25 protein-coding genes and 1 tRNA gene are annotated in these 25108 nt (G+C 69.2%); 16 read left to right on the top strand and 10 right to left on the bottom strand.

Features of this window, described 5'->3' with window-relative positions; all coding sequences use genetic code 11:
• Window positions 1-16: 16 nt before the first annotated feature.
• The 4 genes from AACH06_RS06845 to AACH06_RS06860 form a co-directional block, all read right to left on the bottom strand.
• Window positions 17-1276, bottom strand: a complete 1260-nt coding sequence (locus tag AACH06_RS06845; protein ID WP_341424902.1) for a CmpA/NrtA family ABC transporter substrate-binding protein — start codon at window positions 1274-1276, stop codon at window positions 17-19.
• Window positions 1277-1569: 293 nt separating this feature from the next.
• Entirely contained in the window at window positions 1570-2199 is a 630-nt protein-coding gene (locus AACH06_RS06850; RefSeq protein WP_341424903.1) for an ANTAR domain-containing response regulator, read from the bottom strand.
• A gap of 70 nt (window positions 2200-2269) precedes the next feature.
• A complete protein-coding gene (locus tag AACH06_RS06855) occupies window positions 2270-2980 on the bottom strand; it encodes an anti-sigma factor (RefSeq protein ID WP_341424904.1) in 711 nt (236 codons plus the stop codon).
• 1 nt (window position 2981) lies between these two features.
• On the bottom strand, window positions 2982-3611 hold the full coding sequence (locus AACH06_RS06860; protein ID WP_341424905.1) for a sigma-70 family RNA polymerase sigma factor: 630 nt from the start codon (window positions 3609-3611) through the stop codon (window positions 2982-2984).
• 116 nt (window positions 3612-3727) lie between these two features.
• Between AACH06_RS06860 and purU the strand changes: the two genes are divergently transcribed.
• The 4 genes from purU (at window position 3728) to AACH06_RS06880 (ending at window position 6757) form a co-directional block, all read left to right on the top strand.
• On the top strand, window positions 3728-4612 hold the full coding sequence (gene purU, locus AACH06_RS06865) for a formyltetrahydrofolate deformylase (protein ID WP_341424906.1): 885 nt from the start codon (window positions 3728-3730) through the stop codon (window positions 4610-4612).
• Window positions 4612-5055, top strand: a complete 444-nt coding sequence (locus AACH06_RS06870) for a YybH family protein (RefSeq protein ID WP_341424907.1) — start codon at window positions 4612-4614, stop codon at window positions 5053-5055. The genes purU and AACH06_RS06870 overlap by 1 nt, the downstream gene beginning before the upstream one ends.
• Before the next feature lie 48 nt (window positions 5056-5103).
• Window positions 5104-6129, top strand: a complete 1026-nt coding sequence (locus AACH06_RS06875; protein WP_341424908.1) for a YheT family hydrolase — start codon at window positions 5104-5106, stop codon at window positions 6127-6129.
• A gap of 82 nt (window positions 6130-6211) precedes the next feature.
• Window positions 6212-6757 (top strand): DUF2946 family protein, encoded by a 546-nt coding sequence (locus AACH06_RS06880; RefSeq protein ID WP_341424909.1) that lies wholly within the window; start codon window positions 6212-6214, stop codon window positions 6755-6757.
• 60 nt (window positions 6758-6817) lie between these two features.
• Here the strand turns inward: AACH06_RS06880 and AACH06_RS06885 are convergent, their stop codons facing one another.
• Window positions 6818-7369 (bottom strand): c-type cytochrome, encoded by a 552-nt coding sequence (locus tag AACH06_RS06885; RefSeq protein WP_341424910.1) that lies wholly within the window; start codon window positions 7367-7369, stop codon window positions 6818-6820.
• Window positions 7370-7586: 217 nt separating this feature from the next.
• On the opposite strand from AACH06_RS06885, the gene AACH06_RS06890 reads away from it, so the two are divergent.
• The 5 genes from AACH06_RS06890 to AACH06_RS06910 all read left to right on the top strand — a co-directional run bounded on the left by AACH06_RS06890 (window position 7587) and on the right by AACH06_RS06910 (window position 12149).
• Window positions 7587-7662, top strand: a tRNA-Arg gene (locus AACH06_RS06890).
• Window positions 7663-7717: 55 nt separating this feature from the next.
• A complete protein-coding gene (locus AACH06_RS06895; protein WP_341424911.1) occupies window positions 7718-8881 on the top strand; it encodes a septal ring lytic transglycosylase RlpA family protein in 1164 nt (387 codons plus the stop codon).
• A 197-nt stretch (window positions 8882-9078) separates the two neighbouring features.
• The gene (locus AACH06_RS06900) at window positions 9079-10734 is read left to right on the top strand and encodes a histidine kinase (RefSeq protein WP_341424912.1); all 1656 of its coding nucleotides are present in this window, start codon (window positions 9079-9081) and stop codon (window positions 10732-10734) included.
• 25 nt (window positions 10735-10759) lie between these two features.
• Complete coding sequence (locus AACH06_RS06905; protein WP_341424913.1) at window positions 10760-11236, top strand: hypothetical protein; 477 nt, start codon at window positions 10760-10762, stop codon at window positions 11234-11236.
• Between the two features lie 58 nt (window positions 11237-11294).
• The gene (locus AACH06_RS06910; protein WP_341424914.1) at window positions 11295-12149 is read left to right on the top strand and encodes a LytR/AlgR family response regulator transcription factor; all 855 of its coding nucleotides are present in this window, start codon (window positions 11295-11297) and stop codon (window positions 12147-12149) included.
• Window positions 12150-12193: 44 nt separating this feature from the next.
• Here AACH06_RS06910 and AACH06_RS06915 read toward each other — a convergent pair whose 3' ends face one another.
• The 3 genes from AACH06_RS06915 to AACH06_RS06925 form a co-directional block, all read right to left on the bottom strand.
• A complete protein-coding gene (locus AACH06_RS06915) occupies window positions 12194-14065 on the bottom strand; it encodes a S8 family serine peptidase (RefSeq protein WP_341424915.1) in 1872 nt (623 codons plus the stop codon).
• Window positions 14066-14197: 132 nt separating this feature from the next.
• Complete coding sequence (locus AACH06_RS06920; protein ID WP_341424916.1) at window positions 14198-14941, bottom strand: lysoplasmalogenase; 744 nt, start codon at window positions 14939-14941, stop codon at window positions 14198-14200.
• Window positions 14942-15071: 130 nt separating this feature from the next.
• Window positions 15072-16712, bottom strand: coding sequence for a M48 family metalloprotease (locus AACH06_RS06925; RefSeq protein ID WP_341424917.1), 1641 nt, complete (start codon window positions 16710-16712; stop codon window positions 15072-15074).
• A 180-nt stretch (window positions 16713-16892) separates the two neighbouring features.
• On the opposite strand from AACH06_RS06925, the gene moaC reads away from it, so the two are divergent.
• From moaC to trhA, 5 genes are all read left to right on the top strand, one after another.
• Window positions 16893-17384: a cyclic pyranopterin monophosphate synthase MoaC gene (moaC, locus tag AACH06_RS06930; protein ID WP_341424918.1), complete on the top strand. Its 492-nt coding sequence runs from the start codon at window positions 16893-16895 to the stop codon at window positions 17382-17384.
• A 180-nt stretch (window positions 17385-17564) separates the two neighbouring features.
• Window positions 17565-19112 (top strand): methyl-accepting chemotaxis protein, encoded by a 1548-nt coding sequence (locus AACH06_RS06935; protein ID WP_341424919.1) that lies wholly within the window; start codon window positions 17565-17567, stop codon window positions 19110-19112.
• Between the two features lie 17 nt (window positions 19113-19129).
• A complete protein-coding gene (locus AACH06_RS06940; RefSeq protein ID WP_341424920.1) occupies window positions 19130-19498 on the top strand; it encodes an energy transducer TonB in 369 nt (122 codons plus the stop codon).
• Window positions 19499-19612: 114 nt separating this feature from the next.
• Entirely contained in the window at window positions 19613-20362 is a 750-nt protein-coding gene (locus AACH06_RS06945; protein WP_341424921.1) for an SDR family oxidoreductase, read from the top strand.
• Window positions 20363-20529: 167 nt separating this feature from the next.
• Entirely contained in the window at window positions 20530-21198 is a 669-nt protein-coding gene (trhA, locus tag AACH06_RS06950) for a PAQR family membrane homeostasis protein TrhA (RefSeq protein WP_341425121.1), read from the top strand.
• Between the two features lie 30 nt (window positions 21199-21228).
• Here trhA and AACH06_RS06955 read toward each other — a convergent pair whose 3' ends face one another.
• Both AACH06_RS06955 and AACH06_RS06960 read right to left on the bottom strand, forming a co-directional pair.
• On the bottom strand, window positions 21229-21840 hold the full coding sequence (locus AACH06_RS06955) for a DUF3617 domain-containing protein (protein ID WP_341424922.1): 612 nt from the start codon (window positions 21838-21840) through the stop codon (window positions 21229-21231).
• A 103-nt stretch (window positions 21841-21943) separates the two neighbouring features.
• Window positions 21944-23239 (bottom strand): cyclic di-GMP phosphodiesterase, encoded by a 1296-nt coding sequence (locus AACH06_RS06960; RefSeq protein ID WP_341424923.1) that lies wholly within the window; start codon window positions 23237-23239, stop codon window positions 21944-21946.
• A 213-nt stretch (window positions 23240-23452) separates the two neighbouring features.
• Between AACH06_RS06960 and AACH06_RS06965 the strand changes: the two genes are divergently transcribed.
• Together AACH06_RS06965 and AACH06_RS06970 are read left to right on the top strand one after the other, a co-directional pair.
• Window positions 23453-23851 carry a response regulator gene (locus AACH06_RS06965; protein ID WP_341424924.1) on the top strand — a complete coding sequence of 133 codons (399 nt, stop codon included), beginning with the start codon at window positions 23453-23455 and terminating at the stop codon, window positions 23849-23851.
• Window positions 23848-25101: a methyl-accepting chemotaxis protein gene (locus AACH06_RS06970; protein ID WP_341424925.1), complete on the top strand. Its 1254-nt coding sequence runs from the start codon at window positions 23848-23850 to the stop codon at window positions 25099-25101. The genes AACH06_RS06965 and AACH06_RS06970 overlap by 4 nt, the downstream gene beginning before the upstream one ends.
• The last annotated feature ends 7 nt before the right edge of the window (window positions 25102-25108 follow it).

Consider the following 25108-nt stretch of genomic DNA (forward strand, 5'->3'; position numbering starts at 1 on the left):
CCTGGCGTGTGGCGCGTCAGGCGCGCACTTTGAAGCCGTCGGCGTAGCGGGCGGGGTCTTTGCCGTCCCACACCACGCCGTCGATCAACTTGGAGCTGCGCATCGGCTCTTTCGGCACGCTGATCTTGAGTGCGGACGCCGCCTGCTTGTAGAGGTCGATCTGGTTGATCTGCCTGGCCACACCGAGGTAGTCGGGGTGGTCTTTGATCAGGCCCCAGCGCTTGTGTTGCGTGAGGAACCACATGCCGTCTGACAGGTAGGGGAAGTTCACCGCGCCGTCGTTGAAGAACTTCATGTGGTTGGGGTCGTCCCACGTCTTGCCCAGGCCGTTCTGGTAGCGACCCAGGATGCGCTGGTTGATCGCATCGACGCCGGTGTTCACGTAGGCCTTGTCGGCCACGGTCTCGGCCATCTTCATCTTGTTCGACAGGCTCGCGTCGATCCAGCGGCTGGCCTCGAGCACCGCCATCACCACCGCGCGAGCCGTGTTGGGGTACTTCTTGACGAATTCGCCGGTGGTGCCCAGCACCTTCTCGGGGTGGTCGGGCCAGATGTCTTGCGTGGTCACGGCGGTGATGCCGATACCGTCCATGATGGCGCGGTGGCCCCAGGGCTCGCCGACGCAGTAGCCGTCCATGTTGCCCACGCGCATGTTGGCCACCATCTGCGGCGGCGGCACGGTGATCACCTTCGCATCCTTGAGCGGGTTCACGCCCACGCTGGCCAGCCAGTAGTAAAGCCACATCGCGTGGGTGCCCGTCGGGAAGGTCTGTGCGAAGGTGTAGTCGCGCTTGTCCTTGGCCATCAGCTTGGCCAGAGAACCACCGTCGGTGGCGCCCTGGTCGGCGAGCTTCTTCGACAGCGTGATGGCCTGGCCGTTGTTGTTCAGGGTCATCAGCACGGCCATGTCCTTCTTCGGGCCGCTGACGCCCAGGTGCACGCCGTAGATGAGGCCGTACAGCACATGGGCCATGTCCAGCTCACCATTGACGAGCTTGTCGCGCACGCCAGCCCACGAGGCTTCCTTCGTCGGCACGATCTTGATGCCGTACTTCTTGTCGAAGCCCAGCACCGCCGCCATCACCACCGAGGCGCAGTCGGTCAGCGGGATGAAGCCGATGCGCACTTCTTCCTTCTCCGGCTTGTCCGAGCCTTGCGCCCAGGCCTGGGTGGCAGGCAGCCCGGCCGCGCCGGCGGCGACGACGGAGGCCGCCTGCAGCACGCGGCGGCGTCCCAGATCGGTGGTGCAGGGGGAGGAAAGGGCAGCGGCGTGCATCGGCGGTCCTTGCGTCAAAGCGAAACGGCAAAAAAAGAGGCGCCCGTCGACATGGGCTTGAGGCCCAGCCGGCGGACGCCTTTGTCCAAAGAAACCTAGGAAGTCAGTGCAACCAGATCGTGCGGCTCTTCGTTGAGCCACGCTCCCAGCTACGCAATGGCCGTGCCAGGCTTTTTGCCTCGCATGGCAGGGCGGCGCGTGCCTCACGCACCAACCGCGGGGGCGTCGGGATTCCAGCTCGGTGCGCTGCACCAAACGCAGGCACGCGCCGCCCTGGAAAGACGCTCGATCTCTCAGCCCAGCAGGTCGGCCACGTCCAGCAGGCGACGCGCGATCTCGTGGATCGTCAGGCCCTGGTTCATGGCGGTCTTGCGCAAGCGCGCGTAGGCCTGCGGCTCGGCCAGCCCGTGGCGTTGCATCAGCAGTGCCTTGGCGCGGTCCACGACGACGCGCTCGGCCAACTGCCCTTTGGCCTTGGCCAACTCGCGGCGCAGGCCCTGCTCGTGCTCGAAGCGCGCGATGGCCACATCGATCACCGGCCGCACCCGTTCGGGCGCGAGTCCAGCCACCACGTAGGCCACCACCCCGGCGGCCACCGCCTCGCGCATGTGCGCCGGGTCGTGTTCTTCGGTGAACAGCACGATCGGGCGCGGCGCATCGCGGGTGGCCCACACCACGTGCTCGATCGCGTCGCGCGCGCCGCTTTCCGCGTCGACGATCAGCACGTCCGGCGCGAGCGCCGCGAGCTTGTCCGGCAGCAAGGCGTCGGCGCCCAGAACGCCGGCGATGGCGTAGCCGCCGTCGCGCAGGCCGTGCACGAGATCACGCAGGCGCAAGGCCTCGGCCCAGCCGTCCTGGTCGGCCAGGTCGGGCACATGGGCCGACAAGGTGATGACGGCCAGGCGGAGGTCGCGCGCACTCACGGCGGCAGCGGATGCAAGTTGTGCACCATGGCTGCCACCGCTCCCCTTTCCGCCCCCTTTTAATGGGGTGTCATGTCTCCAGCTTGCCCACCGAAATGATCGGGCCGGTGGGAGCGCCGGTCGGTGAGCCGCCCGCCGGCTCGACGCTGACTGCGAAGGCGGCGGTGTCGCGCAGCAATTCGGTGCGGATCACCTGGGTGGCACCCTGGCCGGCCACCAGGCCCAGCGAACGGGGGGCCCCCTGCCGCGGCACTGCCCACAGCTCGAGCGCCCGCTGGGGCCCAGGTGCGACTGCGTCCAGCGGCCGCAGCACGAGCCCCCGGCCGTCGGCCGAGACGCTGGCGACGAAGCGGGCGTTCTGCAGCGCCGCGCTGGCGGCGGCGTCTGACGGCGCCAGCACCACCAGCACCGGCGGCTGGGCCGCGGGCGGGATCGTCAGCGCCACGCCGAGCACCAACGCGGCCGCCGAGGCCAGGCCGGTGGCGGCGCGCCAGGGCATGACGGAATGCCACCAGCCGGATTTCGCCGGCGCGGCCCGGCTGGCCTGCCGTTCGGCGAACAGGCGGGCTTCGATGCCTTGCCACACCCGTGGCGAGGGGGCCACCGGCCGCACGCTGGTGGCCAGCGGCATCAAGGCGCCCTGCCAGCGCGCCACGGCGGCGCGCAAGGCGGGGTGCGCCGGCAGCAGGTTCTCGAAACGGCGGCGGGCCGGCCCCCGCAGGGTGCCCAGCACGTACTCGGCCGCCAGTCGGTCGGCGCGGGGGGCGCGAATGTAGTCCATCTCAGGCCCCCAGCGGATCGATGGCGCCGGCCCGCTCCAGGCAAGACCGCAACGCGATCAGCCCGCGGCGAACCCAGCTCTTGACCGTGCCCAGCGGCTGCCGCAGCTGTTCGGCCACCTCGGAGTGCGACAGCCCCTGGTAGAAGGCCAGGGCCAGCGTCTGCTGCTGCTCGCCGGTCAGGCCCCGCATGCACACGCCTACCGCGCGCGCCTGCACCGCCTGCCCCAGCAGCTCCATCGGCCCGGCGTCTTCACTGGCCAGGCCGTCGAGCACGTCGTCGTCCTCACCCTCTTCCAGGCCGGGCCGAACGGTCACCCACTGCGGCTCGGTCTGGCGCCGCCTGAGGCTGTCGATGGCGCGGTTGCGCGCGATGGAGGTCAGCCAGGTCATCGCTTGTGCGCGCTGGGCATCGAAGCTGCCGGCGGCGCTCCAGATCTTCACAAATATCTCCTGCAACAGGTCCTCGGCTTGGGCCCGGTCGGTATTGATACGGAGGATGACGCCCAGCAGATGCGCGGCGGTATGCTCATAAAGCGTGGCAAATGCCGCACGGTCGCCCAGCGACACGCGGGCCAGCAGTGCACCGAGTGCTTCGGCGCGCTGGGCGGAGGAAGAGGCTGAAGTGGCCATCGAACGGTTTTCCAAGCGGCGGAGCGTTGCCCCAACCTTGCCCATACGCCGGTGCCGCGGTTTTGGATTCATCCACCGGCCACGGGATAACCCGGTCCGTACAATCCGCGGCCACCATGCCCCGCCCGCAAGAATTCGTCCTCACCCTGGCTTGCCGAGACACCAAAGGCATCGTCCACAACGTGTCGGGCCTGCTGTACCAGGCCGGCTGCAACATCATCGATTCCCAGCAGTTCGGTGATCTGCAGGGTGAAGACGCCACCGGCTTCTTCTTCATGCGGGTGCACTTCGAGGCACCCGATCACCTGGCCGAGGTGGCCACGCTGGACAAGCTGTTTGGCCATGTGCGCCAACAGTTCGGCATGACGGCCACCTTCCACGCCGTGGACCAGCGGCCGCGCGTTCTGCTGATGGTGAGCCAGCACGGCCACTGCCTGAACGACCTGCTGTTCCGTTGGAAGAATGGCCAACTGGCGATCGACATCCCCGCGGTGGTGTCTAACCACCGCACCCACCAGGCCCTGGTCGAGAGCTACGGACTGCCCTTCCACCACCTGCCGCTGGCGACCGGCTCGGATGCCGCGGCCAAGCGCGCGCAGGAACAACAAATCGAGGCCCTGATCGACGCCGAGCGGGTGGATCTGGTGGTGCTGGCGCGCTACATGCAGATCCTGAGCGCACCCTTCTGCGAGCGGTTGTCTGGGCGGGCGATCAACATTCACCACAGCTTTCTGCCCAGCTTCAAGGGGGCCAAGCCGTACTACCAGGCGCATGCCCGCGGCGTGAAGCTGATCGGTGCCACGGCCCACTATGTGACCGCCGACCTCGACGAGGGCCCGATCATCGAGCAGGACGTGGCCCGGGTCGACCACTCGCTGTCTGCCGAAGACTTGACGGCGGTCGGGCGGGATGTCGAATGCGTGGTGCTGGCGCGGGCCGTGCGCTGGCACGTCGAGCGTCGTGTGCTGATGAACGGCCACAAGACGGTGGTCTTCCGCTGATGCCCCACGTACCCAAAGCCGCATTGCTGGCCTCGCCCGACGACGTCGAGAACCAGTTCTACGAGGCGTTGCGCGAAGCCGACCTCGACAAGCTGATGGCCGTCTGGGCCGATGACGAGGAAGTCATCTGCGTCCACCCGGGCGGGCCCCGGCTGGTGGGGCCGGTGGCGGTGCGAGCGGCCTTCGAGGCGGTGTTCGCCAATGGGCCGGTGCATGTGCAGGCCGAGAAGGTCCGTCGCGTGCACACCCTGAGCGCGGCGATGCACAGCGTTGTCGAGCGGGTGGCGCTGGCGACGCCCGAGGGCACCCGCACCGGTTGGGTGATGGCCTCCAACGTCTACATCAAGACGGCGCACGGCTGGCGCATGGTGGCGCACCATGCCAGCCCGGGCACGGCCCAAGAGCCACCGGAGCTCGTCGACAGCCCGTCGGTCCTGCATTGACCCCGGGCCAGCGATGCGGGGTTGGGGCGGCTGAGGGGCACTGTCGGGATGTTGGGTGAGTTTCGTGCGCCGCGCTGGTTGCCTGGCGGGCATTTGCAGACCATCTGGCCGGCCTTGTATGGCCGCCGCGTCGTCGGCCCGCACCCGATTTACCAGCGTGAACGCTGGAACACGCCGGACGGCGATTTCATCGATGTCGACTTCCGCCTCGCCCGTCGGGCAGACGCCCCCTGGCTGGTGCTGTTCCACGGGCTCGAAGGCTCGTCGCGCAGCCACTACGCCGAGGCCTTTGCCGACGTGGCGCATGCGCTGGGCTGGAACTACGCGGTTCCCCATTTCCGCGGATGCTCTGGCGAGCTGAACCTCGCGCCGCGCGCCTATCACTCGGGTGACCACGAAGAGATCGGCTGGATGCTCGGGCGCCTGCGTGAGCGGGCCGGCCGCCCGCTGCATGCGGTGGGCGTGTCGCTGGGCGGCAATGCGCTGCTGCGCTGGGCCGAAGAGGCGGGCGACACCGCGACGGCGACCGTTCGCGCGGTGGCGGCCGTTTGTTCGCCGATCGACCTGGCCGCTGGCGGCCATGCCATCGGCCGGGGTTTCAACCGGCAGGTCTACACCCGCATGTTCCTGCGGTCGATGAAGCCGAAGGCGCTGGCCAAATGGGCGCAGCATCCGGGCCTGTTCGACCGCGACAAGCTGCTGGCGGTGCGCGACCTGTATGAGTTCGACAACCTCTTCACCGCGCCGCTGCATGGGTTTCGCAATACCGACGACTATTGGGCTCGCGCGTCTGCCAAACCCCACCTGGCCCGCATCCGGGTGCCCGCGCTGGTGCTGAATGCCCGCAACGATCCCTTCGTACCGGCGGCCAGCCTGCCGGGTGCGCGGGAGGTGGGCCCGTTCGTGACCCTGTGGCAGCCACCGCACGGCGGGCATGTGGGCTTCCCGGCGGGGCGGCTTCCCCCTGGCCACGTCCGAGCCATGCCGCAGGCGGTGGTCGACTGGTTAAGGTGTGCCCCCACGCCCCCTGCCGGGGGCTGCCCCCCGGGGGGGCTCGCGCGGCGGACCGGCTGAGCCGGATCCGCGCACGCCCTGCGAGGGCGGCGGCGCTGCGCGCGCCTTTGGGGGGCGCTGGTGTGATTTGGGAAGGGGTGGAATGGATGAGATCGTGAAGGCGGCGTTGGCGAAGTGGCCCAACGTGCCGCACTGTTACCACTGGCTGGCGCTGGATGCGCGGGGTGACTGGTACATGCGAGACGACCGCATCCAGGCGGCCGGGCCGTTTCCCCACCCCAAGGGCAGCCGGGTGCTGCACGACAAGCTGCAGGAATTCATCGGCCGCAACTACGAGGCGGACGAGTCGGGCTGCTGGTTTTTCCAGAACGGGCCGCAGCGTGTGTATGTCGAGCTGGAGGCCGCTCCGTGGGTCTGGCGGCTTCAGGGGCCGCCGGGGACGGCGCCTGCCGTCACCAGCCACACCGGCCGGCCGGCGGCCTTCCGCCAGGCCTGGCTCGACGAGAACGGCCGGTTGTTCCTGGCATGCGACCTGGGCTTCGGGCTGGTGCACACGCTCGACACCGCCATCGCGGCCGAGGCCATCGAGGCCGGGCAGTGGGCCCTCGAAGAGCTGCAGTTCGCGCAGATGCCGGCCCGCTTCGGCTATGTGCTGAGCCCGGGCGCGGCCCGTCAGCCGAAGCACTGAGCCCGTCCGGCCACGAAAAAGCCGCCCACAGGCGGCTGGTTTCATCGGCCCGGCGCGGGCTTACTGCGCGGCACTCGCGGCGGCGGCCGGAGCCTTGGGCTCGTCGAACTTGGCACCACCCTTGTTGGCCATGTAGACCACGGCGCGGGCGATTTCCAGGTCGGAGAAGTCGCCACCGCCCTGCGGGCCCATGTTGCCCTTGCCCTTCAGCGCCGAGTTCAGCAGCGCTTCGAAGCCGTTCTTGATGCGGGGGGCCCAGGCCGCTTCGTCACCGAACTTCGGTGCGCCGGCGGCGCCGGTGTTGTGGCAGGCCGAGCATTGGGCCTGGAAGACCTGTTCGCCGGTCTTCAAGGTGGCGGTGTCATTGACATCCTTCACCTCGACGGAGCTGACGGGGTGAATGCGGCGGGCCACGGCCTCGGCATCCAGGGCGCTCGTGCCGGCCGCCGGCTTCTCGCCGGTGGCGACGAACTGGGTCAGCATGATGATCACGACGATCGGCACCACGAACGAGGCCACCACGGCCCAGACCAGTTGCTTCGGCGTCTTGATCGGTCCTTCGTGCGGGCCGTCGTGAACGTGTTCTTCTGCGTGGCGTTGAGCGTCGCTCATGTATTCCTCGGTCGCTTAGGGTCGCGGTTACCGGTGGGCGAGGGTATCGCTCGAATCCGGTGGGCGGGTGGGCGGGCAGGGGCAGATCGTTGTTCGATGCGAGGCTGACGCAGCGCTCGGCACAACCGCCGAATTATAGCCAGCACCCCCATGCCGGCCGCTTGTTGCGCGAGACACCGAAAGTCGACTGCTAGAATCGCGTCTTCTTCCATGCATGGCGCCCGTAGCTCAGTGGATAGAGTACTGGCCTCCGAAGCCAGGGGCCGCTGGTTCGATCCCAGCCGGGCGCGCCATCGCCCCCTCTCCCTCCCCCCGTCATCCGTCGCGCTCTGCGCGACCGGCGTCTCGTTGACGCGCCTGGCGGCGGCCGCCATCGTGGTCGCCTCGATGTTGATGGCGGGTTGCTCCACCACCTCGTCCGGTTCGCGCGGCAGCAGGGCGCCCTCGGGCGCCGATGGGCCTCCGCTGCCCGGCAGTGGTGCGCCGGACGTGCGGGACGTGCCCGATGCCGAGCCCAAGCTGGAGCCCATCCGATCCGGTGGGCCCAACAAGCCGTATGAGGTGCTGGGCCAGAGCTACACGCCGATGACGAGCGACGAGCCCCTCGTGCAGAAGGGCCTGGCGTCGTGGTACGGCCGCCGCTTCCATGGCCGCCGCACGGCCAGTGGCGAGACCTACAACATGTACGCGATGACGGCCGCCCACAAGACGATGCCGATCCCCAGCTACGCCCGGGTGCGCAACCCGGCGAATGGCCGGGAAGTGATCGTGCGGGTCAATGATCGGGGGCCGTTTTCGCGCGACCGGGTTATCGACCTGTCCTATGCCGCGGCCGTGCGGCTGGGGGTGCAGAACGGCGTGGCCCCGGTCGAGGTCGAGCGCATCACCTACGAAGAGATCCGGGCCGGCCTCACCGGCCGCGGCCCGACGGTCGCCGCGGCGGCGGCCCCCACGCCCTCGGGGTCGCCACCCGCATCGCCGCCGCCGACGCCGCCAACCCCGTCTTTACCCAGCGCCCCATCTTCGCCGCCACTTTCGCCGCTTCCGATGGCCGCGGTGGAGCTGAGCCCGGCTGCTGCCGCGACGCCTTCGCTGCCGACCGCTTCCGGGGCGCCCCCGGTCGTAGGGGCGACGGCACCGCGCCCAGCGCCCGCGGGCGATGCCGTGGCTCCCGCCGAGTTGGTCGCGTCGGCTACCTCGACCCCGCCCACCGCGTCGGCCGCCCTGCTGCCGGTGCGCGAGGCCACCAAGACCGAGCGGGCCCACACCGCGGCGGCCAGCGGCTTCTGGCTGCAACTGGGCGCGTTCGGTCAGGGCAAGGGGGCTTACACCTTCCAGGAGCGCCTGACCCAGGAGCTGGATTGGCTGAGCCCTTTGCTGACGGTGTTCTCCGAAGGCGGGCTGTTTCGCCTGCAGGCCGGGCCCTACGCCACGCGCGACCAGGCGCGAGAGGCGGCTGAAAAGATCCGGGCTGCCCTGGCGCTGGTCCCCCTGATCGTCGAACGGCGCTGAGCGGCCGCCCGTAGCGGCGGCAACCGGCTGCGGCGACCGGCTGCTGCGATCGGTCGCTGCGGCTTGTCGCGCTTTGGTGCAGCCTGTCCGCACCGCCCTCGCGTGTGTCGCGCGGCACTGGTGCCGGGCGCTGGTGTGCGTAGAGTGCGTTCCATCGACGCATCCTGCGACACCGACCGACCTTTCCGGCCCGCCACATGAGCAGTTCCTTCCGCACCCCCAACGGCCTCTGGGCGCAGCGCTGGCAGCGCTTCAGCGCCGGAGCCGTCCGCGCGTTTCATGCCTATGGATCGTGGCTCGCCAGCATCAGCTGGTGGCGCTTCGGGTTGCTGTCGGTCCTGCTGCTGATCCTCACCAACATCCTGCAAAGCCTGCCGCCCTTCACCTGGACGTACACCGAGACGGTGGTCGATCATCCGGGCGGTTTGTCCATCCCGCTGCCGAAGCTGCCCAAGACGGCGGAGCCGCCCGAGCCGCCGGAAGCGCCCGCGGCCCCCAAGCGCCACAAGCTGCCGGGCGTCCACATCGAGAAGCCCGCGTCCGGTTCCGGCGATGGCGTCGACATCTCGATCGATCACCGTGGTGTGCGCATCAGCCCGCGCAGTGCGTCGTCCAAAGACGCCGAGGCGTCGGCCGAAGCGGCGGCGCAGGTGGCGGCCCAATCAGCCGCGCAATCGGCAGCGCAGGTGGCTGCCGAAGTTGGCGCCAAGGTCGCGGCAGAGGTCGCCGCCAAAGCAGCTGCGGAAGGGACGGCCCGCGCAGCGTCCGCGTTGGGCCAGGCTGCCTCCGCTGCGGCGTCGGCGCCCAAGGCGAGCCCGGGCTTCAGCGTGAAGATCAACGGCGAGCCGGTGGTCGAGATCAATGCCGACGACCATGATGTGCGCATCGCCGTGCCGCCCGGCGCCGACTCGGCCGAGGTGCGCGAAGCGATCGAAGAAGCCAAGCAGGCGGTGATCGACGCGATCGAAGAGGCCAAGCAGGCCCGTGACGATGCCGAGCAAGCCCGCGACGACATCGAAGAGGCCCTCAACATCGGCCCGCGTGTGTCGCACCGCACCGTCGAGTACGGCGAGAGCCTGCCGCAGCTGGCCTTTCTGTGGATCTTCCTGTCGGCCATCCTGAAGGCCACCTACAAGGCGCGCATCCAGGCCGAGCAGAAGGCGGCCGTGGCCACCGAGACGGCCGAGGCCGAGCAACTGCGCCGTCAGGTGGTCGAGGCCCGCATGGCCGCGATGCAGGCCCAGGTCGAGCCGCACTTCCTGTTCAACACCCTGGCCTCGATCGACCACCTGATCGAAACCGACCCGGCCCGTGCCAGCCAGATGCAGAAAAACCTGATCGCGCTGCTGCGCGCCAGCATGCCCACGATGCGTGACACCGCCGATGGTGGCCCGCGCGATCTGGGCCGCGAGATCGCGGTGGTTCGCCCCTACGTCGAGATCCTGAAGGTGCGGATGGAAGAACGGCTGGCGGCAACGATCGACGTGCCCGAGGGCCTGCTCTCGGCCGAGTTCCCCGCGATGATGATCCAGACGCTGGTCGAGAACGCCATCCGCCATGGCCTCGAGCCCAAGGCCGAAGGCGGCAGCCTGAGCGTGAAGGCCGAGATCGTGCACGGCAAGCTGCAGGTGACGGTGGCCGACACCGGCGTGGGCTTCGGCATGGGCGGCACCAGCGGCACGGGCGTGGGCCTGGCCAACATCCGCGAACGCCTGCAACTGCTGCACGGCGACAAGGCCACGCTGACCGTCTCGGCCAACCAGCCCAGCGGCACGGTCGTGACGATCACCGTGCCCTACCGCACCGTGAACGCACCGGGCGGCGAGGGCCAGAACGGCAGCCGCAACGCCTGACTTCGACTTGACGAGGAGACGAACGATGCAAGCAAGACCTTCCCCCTGGCGCTGGATCGGTTGGGCGCTGTTGATCGGTACGTTGTTGATCGCGCTGACGACCGCGATTTCGCTCACCGCGATGTTCAGCCACCTGCCACCGGACCTGCTGATCACCGTCGATGGCGAGCGCATCGAGCTGGGCGGCCTGGAAGCCGGGCATGTCTGGATGGTCTTCGGTGCGGTGGTGATGGTGATCGTCGTGGTGGTGATCGTCGTGCCGTTGGCGCTGCTGTTCGGTGTGGGCGTTCCGCTGCTGCTGGCGGCGCTGGGCGTGTTGGCCGCCTTGCTCTGCGCCGCGGTGGCGGTGGCCGTGCTGGGCTCGCCCGTCATCTTGCTGGGCCTGTTGCTGTGGTGGGCTGTGCGGCCGAAGAAGGTGCCCGCCCCCCCGGCGCCGCCGATGGCCCCCCCGCCCGTGCCGGTGATCGGCCAACACACCGACAATTCGACTCCGTTCGCGTGATCTGTGGGCCCACCTCCGGGCCCGCCGGCGCGCGGATCACCCGGAAGAGGAAGAGCCGATGACTGCACAAACCCCCGACATTCCCACCGGCGCGCCGCGGGCGGTGCTGGCCGACGATGAGCGACTGATGCGCGACCAGCTGCGCGCACGCCTGGCCGAAGCCTGGCCCGAGCTGGTGATCGTGGCGGAGGCGAAGAACGGCGCCGAAGCCGTCGAGCTGGTGGAGCAGCACCGCCCGGATGTGGTGTTCCTCGACATCCGGATGCCCGGCATGACCGGGGTCGAGGCCGCGCGGCAGATCGCGCAGATGGAGGTCGGTGAGGACGACGTGTTGCCGGAGATCGTGTTCATCACGGCCTACGACCAGTATGCCGTCGAGGCGTTCGAGCAAGGCGCCGCCGACTACATCCTGAAGCCGGCCGAGCGCGACCGGCTGAAACTCACCGTCGAGCGCATCGCCAAGCGGTTGGCTGCCAAGCGAGACGCCGCCGACGAACCCGGCCAAGACCCTTCGGCAGCCTCGGCCAGCGGGCTGCCGATTCAGCAGTTGCTGCACCGGCTGGCGGCGTCAGGCGGCACCAAGCCGGCTTACCTGAAGTGGATCCAGGCGACGGTCGGCCAATCGATCCAGATGATTCCGGTCGAGGAGGTGCTGTTCTTCATCAGCGACGAGAAGTACACCCGCGTGCAGACGCCACAGGTGGAAGCCCTGATCCGCAAGCCGATCAAGGAGCTGGTCGACGAGCTCGACCCCGAGCGCTTCTGGCAGATCCACCGCTCGACGCTGGTGGCGGTGAACGCGATCGCCGCGGTCACCCGCGATTTTCGTGGTCGCCAGATCGTGGCCGTGAAAGGCCACTCGCAGAAGCTCGAAGTCAGCCGCAGCTACACGCACCTGTTCAAGGGCATGTAAGGGGATGCCTGGGCGCCTCGCTTCGCGGGCGCCCCGAGCGATGATCAGGGCAACGACACTTCGAGCGTGTAGGTGCCGTTCTCGCCGATCAGGCCAGAGGCCCGTTTGACGCGGAGGTAGCGCTCTGCGGTGCTGCCCCCGCCGTTGGTCCAGGTCACCGAGTCGGCCAAGCCGAGCCCGCGGGTGCTGGTCTTGGTCACCGCGCCGGTGTTGCTCAGCATCTCCAGGTTGTAGTCGGAGCTGACGTTGCTGATCAGGCGGGCGGTGAGGGTCTTGCCCACGCCGACGCTCACCTTGAACACATCCATGTCGGTACCGCTGCCAATCGTGCCCTCGACCTTGACGGGGAAGCTCGCCAGCGTTTGCGGTTGCTGTCGGGTGTTGTTGGGCTCGGTCTCTGCGGTGTCGTCGGCGGCCGTCGCGCCGACAAAGACGGCGCGCACCGCCGCGTTCGCGTCGACGATGCCCTTGCCGCAGCCCACCGCACAGGCCTTGGGGAACGCGCGCGCGGTCGTCTTCAACAGCACCTCGATCTCGTCGGGCGTCAACGACGGATTGCGCGACAGCATCAGCGCGGCGACGCCCGCCACATGGGGCGTCGCCATCGAGGTGCCCTGGTAGTAGACGTAGCTGTCGTTGCCGGCGGTGCTGTAGCCATCGTTGAGCGTGGACAGCACGCCGTTGGCCGTGCCCGTGCTCTGGTCGCCGCCAGGGGCCGCCACATCGATCTTGGCGCCGTAGTTCGAGTACGAGGCCCGCGCGCCGGTGCGACCCACTGCCGCGACGGTCACGACATTCGCGCAGTTCGCAGGCGAGTGTTTCGAGGCGTCTTCGTTCGAATTGCCGGCCGCGACGATCACCACCGCGCCGTTCGAGCGGGCCTGGTTGATCGCGTTTTGCATCGTCGTCGGGCAGGCGGTCTTGCCCCCCAGCGACAAGTTCAGCACCTTGGCCGGCTGGCTCGGGGCGGAGACGCCGCCGACCGCGCTGCCCGAGGCCCACAACACGCCGTCCGCGATGTCCGAGAAGTAGCCACCGCCGCAACCGAGCACCCGCACCGGGAGAATCTTGGCGTTGTAGGCCACACCTGCGCCGCCTTCGCCGTTGTTGGTGACGGCCGCGATCGTGCCAGCCACGTGGGTGCCGTGCCAGCTGGAGTGTCCGCCGTTGCAGCCGTCGCCCGGGTCGTTGGCATCGCTGTCCCGCCCGTCACCGTCGTTGCCGGTGCTGCTGTTGCTGATGAAGTCGTAGCCCGACAGCAGGTTGTCGGCCAGGTCGACGTGGGCGCGCACGCCGGTGTCGATCACCGCCACCACCACGTCCGACCCGGTGGATACGTCCCAGGCACTGGGCAGGTTCAGGCCGCCCGCGGTCTCGTAGTAATGCCATTGGCTGCTGTAGAGCGGGTCGGTCGGCGTGGCGAAGGCCCGCGCGCGGTAGTCTGGCTCGGCGTAGAGCACGTTCGCATCGTCGGCCATGATCTGCCGTGCCACGGCCTGCAACTCGCGCACCGGAACCGATTTGTTCAGGTGCAGCACCTGAGCGCCCAATCCGTTGCGATGGACTTTGTGCGCCTGCAGGCCGGCCATCTGCAGCCGTTGCAGCGCCTGCGTGGTGGCGCGTGGCGCCGCGCTCAGCACGTTGCGGCGTCCGCTGTCACCCCGGTAGTGCACGATCAGCCGATCGGTCTGGTCCTGTACGGTCGTCTGCCGGGGGGCCCAGGTCGAGGTGTCAGGCTCGTCCGGCTCGGCCACCACCCGCTGCCAGCCGCTGACACTGCCGGCCTCGGCACGCGGCGCCACCAGCAGGGCGCCCGCGATCAGCACCGCTCCGGCGGCCAGCGGCCACGCCGGATGGGCCGTCAAGGCGCGGGAGGTGGCTCGTGGGGCGGGACGGGCGGCGGGTCTGACTCGCATCGAAGAGGCTCCGGCAGGGCAAAGCAAAAGACCCGGAGCGGGTGCCCCGGGTCTTCAGCGTTTCGACCAATTGGCCGGTGAAATGAGCGCTTTTCGGTGGATCGAGGGACGCAGGCGTGCGTTATTTGGCAATCACGCCCGCGGCCCCGGGGCCGCCCGGGGGCCTTCCAGCGCCTCTGGCTGCGGTGGGGCCTGCTCTGCCCGGCGGAGGGACGCGGCGATGAAGGCCTGCGCCAACCAATAGGTGCTCAAGATCCACACGCCGGCCATCGGCAGCGGTTGAGCGAACTTGTTGGTGGCCAGCGTGGCGTCGGACAGCATGAACAGCGCGCCCCCCACGGCCGCGCGGCCGGCCCACAACGCCGAGGGGGTGCCGCGCTGCTCCAGCCACACCGATGCCGCCTGGGCCGCCATGCAGGCCAGTGCCGCGACATAGACCAGCACGGGCAGCCGCAGGGGCGCCGGAACACTCGGCCACAGCTGAGAGAGCACGGCCGCCGCGATCAGCGCGTACGCCGCGAACGGCAGCGGCCGGGCCGCCAACCGGTGGCCCCGGGTGAAGGCCACGATGTAGGCCAGGTGGGCCAGCAGGAACGACACCAGCCCGGGCAGAAAGCCGCGCTCCGGCCACAACAGCGCCACATCGCCCACCAGAGAGAGCATCAGGCCGATGCGCAGCCAGTGGCGCCGGGCGCCTTCCGGCGGGCTGGGCCGCCCGCGCGGCCAGGCCCAGGCGATCAGCAGCAGCGTGGTCAGGGGCTTGCAGATGAACAGCAGCGCCGGCTGTGCCAGGGGTTCGGCGGCCATGGCCAGGCAGGCCGCGACGAAGGCGGCCGGCAGCAGCACGCGGGTGAAGGGCGAAGTCTCAGGCGGCATGCACAGGGGGCGGGCGGGGATGCCGCCGCACGTCAGGTGGTGTGGTCACAGGCACGGGGCCCGCCCGCACTGTGGCCAGCCCACCGCCCGCCGACCATCGGGGAAAGCCCCGCGGCGCGCTGGCGCGGTCTTACTGCACGTCTTCCGGGTTACGCTCGCCGCGCATCTCGGCCAGCAGGCGGCGTCGATCGCCTTCCAGCTCGCGCAGGCGCGACTGGATCACCGACACCTCGACGTAGTCGTCTGAGCGGGTCTCCTGCGCGATCTGGCGGGCGACACGCAGCCGGTCCACCGCGCCCAGCAGGTCGCCGTTGGCGTAGGCGGCTTCGGCGCCCGCGCGCAGCGAACGCAGGCGCAGGCCCAGCGGCTCGGCGCACTGGGCGAGTGTCTGCCAGGCCAGCGCATCGCGCTTGTGCTCGGCCACCCAGGTCTGCAGCGCTTCGGTGGCCTGGCGCAGCGCTTCGGGTGCGGCGCGGTCGCCCATGCGCTGGCGCGCCAGGGCCGCCTGGGCGCGCAGGATCATCACCGGGCGCGACCGGTCATTGGCCAGCGGCGCCAGGGCGTTCGTCAGGGCGGGCCCCCACTCGGCGGCCGCGCCCCCACGCTCGACGAGCATCGAGACCCGCAGCAGCGCGAACTGCCGCCGTGCCTCAGGCTCGTTGGCGAACGGGCCTCGGGCCAGCGCCTCGCCGGCGCTGATGGATTGCTCGGCCTGTGCAAAGTCTCTCAGCTGGATCGACGCCTGCGCCCCGGCATACAAGGTGGCCAGGCGGGGCAGGTCGGTTGCCGTGGACGGGGTGGCGGCCAGGCCCTGCAGACGCAGCAAGGCTTGATCGGTGCGATCCATCAGCGCCTTGGCGCGCGCTTGCATCAGGGTGTGAGGTACGGCCGACTTGACCGGTGCCGGCAGGCCGGCCTCACGCACCCGCAAGCGCGCATCGCTGATCCGCTCGATGGTCAGTGGGTGGGTGCGCAGATAGGGGTACTGGTTGCTGTCGTTCAGGCGCATCGCGCCGTCCATCTTCTCGAACATGCCCACCATGCCGGCGGGCGCGAAGCCGGCACTGCCCAACACCTCGATGCCAATGCGATCGGCCTCGCGTTCCATCTCGCGCGAGAAGTTCAATTGCCCTTGCACCATCGCCGCCTGGGTGCCCATGATCACGGCCTGCGCGGCGTCCGGGCTGGTCGAGCGGCTCGCCGCCAAGATGCCCAGGATCATCCCGGCCATCGTGGCCAGGCCTTGGCGCTGCGAGCTGATCGCACTGCGAGCGATGTGACGCTGCGTCACGTGCGACATCTCGTGCGCCAGCACCGAGGCCAGCTCGTCGCTGGTGGTGGTCAACGCGATGAGGCCGAGGTAGACACCGACGTAACCGCCCGGCAGCGCAAATGCATTCACCGGCCGCTCGCCGACGAGGAAGGGCTCCCAGGCAAAGGCCTTGTCCAGGTCGGGGTCGATCTCGCCGCGAGAGCGCGCCGCGGCCAGCAAGGGGTCGAAGATCGAGTGCAGATACTCGAGCAGCTCGGGGTCGTCCAGATACGCAGGGTCTCGGCGCACCTCGCGCATGATGCGGTCGCCCAGGCGGCGCTCGGCCAGGATGTCGAAATCCTCCGATACCGAATCACCCAGCGCGGGCAATTTCACCTGGGCCTGCGGGGCGGTGGCCGGCCAACTGCAGGCCAGAGCGGCGGCCATCGCGAGGGGCATCCAGCGCAGGGCGCCGGGCCGGGGGCGCTCGGCGCGCCGTGGCGAAAGGGTGTCAATCAAAGCGGCAAGGCCTCAAGCGAAGGGCAAGCCCGGTGGACCGGGCTGGGGGCCGAAGGTTCCGGCCTCCCCTCGCTATGATGACACCGCCCCACGGTGCCTCGTGTGTCTCGCCGGTTTACATGGCCGATACACCACCGCCCTGCCCGCGGCTCGCCGCCCGACGATCTCTGCCCGCCCGCCATGCCCGATTCGACTTCGCCCCTGACCCACTTCGACCAGCAGGGCCAGGCCCATATGGTGGACGTGGCCGCCAAGGCCGAGACGCACCGCATCGCCCGGGCCACCGGCAGCATCCGGATGCTGCCCGCCACGCTGGCGCTGATCGCCAGCGGCCAGGCCGGCAAAGGCGATGTGATCGGCATCGCCCGCATCGCGGCCATCCAGGCTGCCAAGCGCACGGCCGAGTTGATTCCGCTGTGCCACCCGCTGCCCTTGACGCGGGTGAGCGCCGACTTCACGCTGGACGAGGCGGCGAGTGCGGTGCACTGTATCGTCCAGGCCGAGACCGTCGGCAAGACCGGCGTCGAGATGGAAGCGCTGACGGCCGTGCAGATCGGCCTGCTGACCATCTATGACATGTGCAAGGCCGCCGACCGGGGCATGGTGATGACCGACGTGCGGCTGCTGGAGAAGCAAGGCGGGAAGTCGGGCCACTGGGTGTCGCCCGGCTGATGACGCCGCACGCGCCGCCTCGGCGCGTGGGAAGGTTCACATTGTGATCGTCACCAGTCGGTAATAGGGCCCGAATCACCCTGGAGTTGCGCCCTTCAGCGGCGTTGCCCCCTGCCGATACTGCAACGACGGCCCGCTTCGTGGCCGAGTCATCGTTGTGGTCCCCCAGGAGGGTTTGTTGTGACATTTCTTCGGAACCTGAAGATCGGCGCCAGGCTGGCCTTCGCTTTTGGCGCGTTGATCGTGCTGTTGCTCGCGATCTGCGGCTACAGCGCGGTCAGCGCCGGTGCGCTGGCGCGCGACCTGGAGGCGACGGCGACGATCGATCTCACCCGCGTTCAGCTGGCCTACCAGCTGGAGCAGCAGGCGGGCCTGATCGCCCGCGCCAGCCGCGAGCTGCTGCTGGTCGATGGCGCCGGCCAGATCAAGAAGCAACGCGAGCTGATCAAGAAGAGCCTGACCGACGCCGACACCACCTTCGCCAAGCTGGCCGAGCTGGGCGACGATGGCGAGTCGATGAAGGCGGTGCGCGAGGCGCGCGACCAATACAGCAAGGCGGTGGCCAAGTTCCTGGAGACGCTGGACGCCGGAAACCCCGACGATGCGCGCACGGCGCTGCTGATCGAGCTGCGCCCGGTGCAGGCTGCCTATGAAAAGGCGGTGGATGCCCTGACGGCGGTGATCGCCAACCAGGCCGAAGACCGTGCGGCCGGTGGCCAGAAGACCGCCCAGGCGACCAGCCTGGGCGCCATGGTGCTGGGTGCGGTGGGCGTGGTGCTCGCCGTGGGGGCCGCTTTGGCGATCGCGCGCTCGATCACCGGCCCTCTGGGCGAGGCGGTGTCGGCCGCCCAGGCGATCAAGGCCGGCGATCTGCGCAGCACCATCCATGCCGATGGGCAAGACGAAATCGCGACCTTGCTGCGCGCCATGCGCGACATGCAAGGCCACCTCACGCATGTGATCGAGGACGTGACCCGTGCCGCGCGCGACGTGGCCACCAGTTCGGACGAGATCGCCCACGGCAACGCTGACTTGTCGGCCCGCACCGAGCGCGCCTCGACCAACCTGCAGCAGACCGCCTCGGCGATGGAAGAGATCTCTGCCACCGTCGCCGGCTCGAGCGCCAAGTCGCGCGAGGCGACCGACGTGGCCAACCGCGCCCGCGCGGCGGTGATCGAAGGTGGCGAGTCGGTCGACAGCCTGGTGGGCACGATGAACCGCATCGCCGAATCGAGCAACCGCATCAAGGACATCATCGCGGTGATCGACGGCATCGCCTTCCAGACCAACATCCTGGCGCTGAATGCTGCCGTGGAGGCTGCGCGCGCTGGCGAGCAGGGGCGCGGTTTTGCGGTGGTGGCGGGTGAGGTGCGCTCGCTGGCCGCCCGGGCCTCGTCGGCCGCCAAGGAAATCAAGGGGCTGATCGACGACTCGGCCGAGAAGGTGGCCTTGGGCACCCAGACGGTGGCCGATGTCGGCCAACGCATCAAGGGCATCGTCGACGAGGTGGTGGGTGTGCGCCAGCTCATCGAAGAGGTCAGCGTCGCCAGCTCGCAGCAAGAAGCGGGCATCGGCTCCGTGAACACCAGTGTGGCCGACCTCGATCAGGCCACTCAACAAAACGCCGCCCTGGTCGAAGAACTGGCGGCAACCACCGAGTCCCTCAAATCCAACGCCTCGCGCCTGGTTGCCAGCGTCGAGTTCTTCCGCATTCCCGCCGCCGCCTGAGCTGAAAGCCGATCACCATGAACAAGTTCGCCACCTCGACCACCCCGTGGGCCCATCTGCTGGCCGCTTCCAGCCTGGTGCTGGCCGCTGCGCTGGCCGTCGCGCCGAACGTCGCCCGTGCCGACGGCACGCCGAAGGTCGTCAAGAAAGTGCCGCCGGAGTTCCCCGGCGAGGCCACCCGCAAGGGCATCACCGACGGCGTGCTCAAGGCCAAGCTGTCGATCGATGGCAACGGCGCGGTGACGGAAGTCGCCATCGTCGAGGCCACGCCGCCCAAGGCCAAGATCTTCAGCGATGCGGCCACCGCCGCGCTGAACCAGTGGAAGTTCGAAGCCACCGGCAAGGCCCAATCGTTCGAGCTGAAGCTGGTCTTCTCGCAGGAATAACCTCCTGCCAGGCCCGCTTGCCGGCGCCACCGTCACAATGATTGCCAGGCCACGACGGTATCGTCGTGGCCTGTGTCGCTTTCAAGCCAGTCGGTGTGGGCGTCGGGAGGATCGATGGCCGAACGGAATCTGTTGGTCACCGGCGCCAGCCGGGGCATCGGTGCCGCAGTCGCGGTGCGCGCCGCCGAAGCCGGCTGGGATGTGGCCGTGCATTGCCGGCACGAGCGCGATTCGGCCGAGCGGGTGGCCGCCGCGGTGCGCGCGCTCGGTCGGCGGGCGATCGTGGTGCAGGCGGATGTGGCCGATGAATCGCAGATCGTGGCCATGTTCGCGGCGGTCGACGCCGGCCTCGGGCGCCTGCATGGGCTGGTGAACAACGCCGGCGTGGTCGATGTGGCGGCCCGTGTCGAAGAGATGACGGCCGAGCGGCTGTCGCGCATGTGGGCCATCAACCTCAGCGGTTCGGTGCTGTGCGCGCGCGAAGCCATCCGGCGCATGGGGCGCTCGCACGGTGGGCCGGGCGGCGCGATCGTCAACCTCTCGTCGGCCGCGGCGCGGGTGGGCTCGCCGGGCCTGTACCTCGACTATTCGATGAGCAAAGCGGCGATCGACCACTTCACCACCGGTCTGGCCCGCGAGGTGGCGGCCGATGGCCTTCGCGTCAACGCGGTGCGCCCCGGCATCATCGATACCGACATCCACGCCACCAGTGGTCACGCCGGCCGGCTGGCGGCCGCCACCCCGCTGATCCCGATGGCGCGGCTGGGCACCGCCGACGAGGTGGCGCATGCCGTGGTCTGGCTGTTGTCCGATGCCGCCGCGTATGTGACGGGAGCATTGCTGGATGTGTCTGGTGGTCGCTGACCGGCCCTGCCTGTCCACCGTGGGCGCCTTCGGCGCGTTGGCACAGGCTGCACCTGCCAAGGCACGCGATTTGCTGCGACCCGGCTGCGGCCCCGGTCATCCAACCGAGGGATGGCTGGGCTGGTGCGCGCCGCTACCATGAAAACGCCATGAAGACCGAGCGCCGAATGATCACCCCCGATCGCCCGCAGACCCTGGGCGAAGAGATTGCCAACGCGATCAGCCACGGCCTGGGCTGCCTGTTGGCGATTGCCTCGCTGCCCATCCTGGTTTTCTACGCCGCCCAGCAGGGCACGGCCGTGAACGTGGTGGCGGCCAGCGTGTTCGCCGGCACCGCCATCCTGCTGTACCTCGTGTCAGCGCTGTACCACGCCATTCCGCCGGGCACTGCCAAGCATTGGCTGGGCCGGTTGGACCACGCCGCGATCTATCTCTTCATCGCCGGCAGCTACACCCCCTTTGCGCTCGGCGTGCTCAAGGGGGGCTGGGGCTGGACCTTGTTCGGCATCGTGTGGGCGGCGGCGGCGTTTGGTGTGACGATCAAACTGCTCGATCGGCTCAAGCACCCGCTGTGGTCGACGGCGCTGTATGTCGCGATGGGTTGGGTGGCGTTGGTGGCGGCCGGCCCCTTGATCGAGCGCATGCCCGCCACCGGCATCGCGTGGCTGGTGGCCGGTGGCCTGAGCTACACGCTCGGCGCGGTGGTGTTCCTGCTCGACCATCGGGTGCGCTATGCGCATTTCGTCTGGCACCTGTTCGTGCTGGGCGGCAGCGTGTGCCATTTCTTCGCCGCGCTCTGGTATGCGGTGCCCACCGCCGCGGCGGCAATGGCCTGACGGCAGCGATGCGAGCCGCGGCACGCCGGCTCAGCGCGCCTGCCCCAAGGGTTTCAAGTTGCCGCAGTCGGCCCCCAGCCATCGGCCGGCGTGGGTCATGTCGACCTTCTCCGGCTGGCCCTTCACCTGGGTCAGCACCGTCGAGCGGCCGGTGTACTCGGTGGGGCTGGTCATCGTGTACTCACCCTCGCCGCTGGTGGGCCTGTCGCCCGGGCAGTTGAAGCGGTAGCGCACCCGCCCGCCACTGCGCTCGACCACCTCCTGCGTGCAACGGCCTTGCTGCATCTGCGGCAGGTCACTGCGCTGGGCCTGCTCGGCGCTCACGCACACCCGCACGGTGTTGTTGCCGCCACCCATGCCGACGCCCTGCTTGGCCATCATGTCTTCGACCATCTTGCGCTGAGCCGGCGGCATGTTGGCCATCTGCTGCTGCACCTGGGCCATGCGCGCTTCCATCTGGCCGCTGGCCGTCTTCATCGTCATGGACTGTTCCCACAGCCCGGGTTGCAGGCGAAAGCCGGTCTCGGCATGCGCCGGGAGGGGCCCACCCATCACCAGCAAGGCCAGAGCGGCGGATGGCCACCCGAGCCCCGCCCCGGGGTGAAGGCGAGGCCACTGCGGCGCGATGTCGGAAGGTCTCATGGCGGTCGACACGAAAGCACGGTCCCATTGCCGTGGCAACGAGTGTGCGACGCGTCTGCGCGGGCGGCAAGCCCGCGCGCGGACATCGCCGCCGAGATCTAGATCAGGCCGCGGCGGCTTCTGCCGTGAAGTAGTAGGCCACGCGGCGCCGCGGCGAGAGGTAGTCGTGCTGCTCGGCGGTCAGCTGCTGCGGGCGCAGCGTGCGCAGGATCGAGGTCTCGGGCTCCTGCTCCAGGTCGACGACGATGGCCTGCGACTTGGGCACCAGCAGGTCGCACACGACGACCGTGGGTTTCAGTGGCCGCGAGCTGTTGACCGACAGCACCATGCCGAGCGCGCCATTGGACATCTCGACGATCGTGCCGGGCGGGTAGATCCCCATGCAGCGCACGAAAGTCATCAGGGCAGCGGCATCGAATCGCTCACGCCGTTGCCCGTACAGGGTCGACAGGGCTTCGTGGGGCGTCAGGGCTTGGGCCGGGTCGGGCGGGTTGCAGAGCTCGTCGAACTGGTCGGCGATCGCGGCCACCTGCGCGAGACGCGAGATCTGCGGGCCCTTGAGTCGGCTCGGGTAGCCGGTGCCGTCGGCATGCTCGTGGTGCTCGGCGATCACGCGACGGGCGTCCGGCGTCAGCCCCAGCTTCGCGATGGCATCTGCCGCCTTGGCGACGTGCTGCTGGTAAAGCGCACGCTCCGGCGCGGTCAGCTTGTCGCGCGCCTGCAGGATGCGGCTGGGCAGATCCTGCATCCCGATGTCGTGGAACATCGTGCCCACGCCCATATCGCGCATCGCCGCGGCCGGCAGCCGCAGGTCGCGGCCCAGCATCAACGCGAGCACCGTGACGTTCAGGGCGTGGTGGTACAGCCGTTGGCCCGCGTGCTGGTCGGCCATCAGGTGCACGGCGATGTCAGCGTCCACCAGCATCGAGTCGACCATCGAGCCGACGATCTGCGCGGCCTGGTCGCGCGCCTGGGCGGGGCGCGACCGCAGGTTCTGCTCCATCTCGCGGGCGGTGCGGCCAAAGGCGGCCAACTGATCCTGGCAGGCGGCGATGCGCGCCCGGTAGGCCTCGAGCCGTTGCTGGCGGCCCCGCTTGGCTTCGTAGGCGGCGCTGAGATCCGGGCGGCTGGCGGGCGACGCCGGTGAGGAAGGGATGGCGGGGTCGCCGGTGAGGGTTCCCGCCGGCAAGGGTTCGGTGTCGCTGCGCGAAGGCGAATAGCGCACGCGGTTCAGCCCCAACCCCTGGATGGTGGCGATCTGGTCCAGGGTGCGGATCTTGAAGTTCGAGAAGGCGAACGGGTGTTCCGTCCAGGTGAGATCGAGGTGGACATGCAGCCCGATGCACAACTGCGAGGGGGCGATGTAGACCGTGGCGTCGGCGATGTCGCGAGGGTTCACGCGTGCTGCTCCGGGGGCTCGAACATGTCAATCGGCAGGCGATCCATGGTGATCGAGAACGATGTGATGGATGGGATATCGGCCGGCGGGCGGCCCTCTGAAGTCGATTGCAACGGGCACGTTTCACGCGATCCGGGCTACAGATCACACCCGGTTGGGCCGAAAACCAAGGCCACGGAGCGCTGCCGACGGCGGCGCCCGCTCCAAGCCCTCATGCAAGCACCGATCCTCATCGTCGACGACTCGACCAGCTTTCGCACCGTGGCGCGCATGGCGCTGGAGCGAGCCGGCTACCGAGTCATCGAGGCGAACGACGGTGCTGCGGCACTGCGCCACCTGGAAGGGCCGGCGCTGCGCTGCATCATTTCAGACGTGAACATGCCGCACATGGACGGCGTCACCTTCGTCGAAACCGTGAAAACGCACGCCCGGCAGCGTTTCGTGCCCATCGTGATGTTTTCCACCGAAGCCAACCTCGGGAAGATGAACCGTTGCCGTGAGGCCGGTGTCCGGGCGTGGCTGTCCAAGCCCTTCCATTCCGATGTGCTGGTCGATGCGGTTCGCAAGCTGGCCGGCCCACCGGAAGCGCCCTTGAATGAGTCCACGCCATGAACCACGCTTCGCGAGTCGACTCTCGTTGGGGCCGGCTGTCCGCCGCCGTTGATGTGGCCACGCGCCGGCTCGAGCGCTGGCACCGCCCGGCGATGTGGTTGCTGCCCCTGGCCATGGTGGGCCTGGGTGCTGTCGGTGCGCCCTGGTGGGCCCAACTCCCGTTGGCTCTTGTGTGGGGGGGCTTGTACCGCGCTCACCTGCACCACGAACGCCACACGCAACAGGCCCTGGTCGACGCCCTGGTCGCCATGGAGCGCGGTGAATACGACGTGCGCATGGCGGCGGCCGCCTCGCCGGTCGTTTCGGCGGCATTCGATCGGATGACCGCCGCGGTACGGGGCCAGATCGGCCTGCTTGCCAAGGCCTCGAACAACGTGGTGCAGGCCGGCGACGACATGTCGATGTCGGCCCAGACGCTGGCCATCCGCACCGAAGAGCAGACGGCGGTGATCAGCCAGACCACCGTCGCCATCGACGACGTGCTGCAGGCGGTGCGCCACACCTCGGACATGGCCTCTGACGTCGACCGCACGGCGCAGTCGCTGGTGCAGCAGGCCGAGCACAGCCGCGAGATCGTGCAAGGTGCGGTCAATGCGATCGAGCGGATCCGGGAGAGCTCGACTCAGATGTCGGCCGCACTCGGCGTGATCGATCAGCTGACCTTCCAGACCAACATCCTCGCGCTGAACGCCGCCATCGAGGCGGCGCGGGCGGGCCCGGCAGGCCGCGGCTTCGTGGTGGTGGCCGGCGAGGTGCGGGCGCTGGCGGCGCGAACCGCGCAATCGGCGGCCGAGATCAAGGCCATCATCGAGCGTTCCAACAGCGAGGTGAGCCTCGGCGTGCAGGAGATCGGCTCGGTGCGCAGCTCGATCTCCCGCATCGGCGACGGCTTCCGCGACGTGTCGCGCCAGATGCGCGATGTGAGCCAGAGCAACCTCATCCAAAGCGGCGCCATCGGGTTGATCAGCCAGGGCCTGACCCAGCTGTCGAGCCTGACCGAAGCCAACACCCGGTTGGTGGTGGATTCGGTGGCCGCCTCCGAACGCCTGCGCGGCAGCGCGCAGGAGCTGTGCGGTCGCGTGGCCGCGCTGCATGCCGAAGAGGTGTCGGACGCGGCGGGCCTCAGCGTGCCCGCCCCCGGCGCACCCGAGACGGCGGCGGCCAACAGCTCCGAGCCGGCACCGGCGGCGCCAGCGCCCGCGCGCCCCGCTTCCGAGTCGATCGAGCCCGAAGGCATCGAGTTTTTCTGAGCCCGGG

Origin of the sequence: Ideonella lacteola (genome assembly GCF_038066555.1) — a bacterium.
GTDB lineage: Bacteria > Pseudomonadota > Gammaproteobacteria > Burkholderiales > Burkholderiaceae_C > Ideonella > Ideonella lacteola.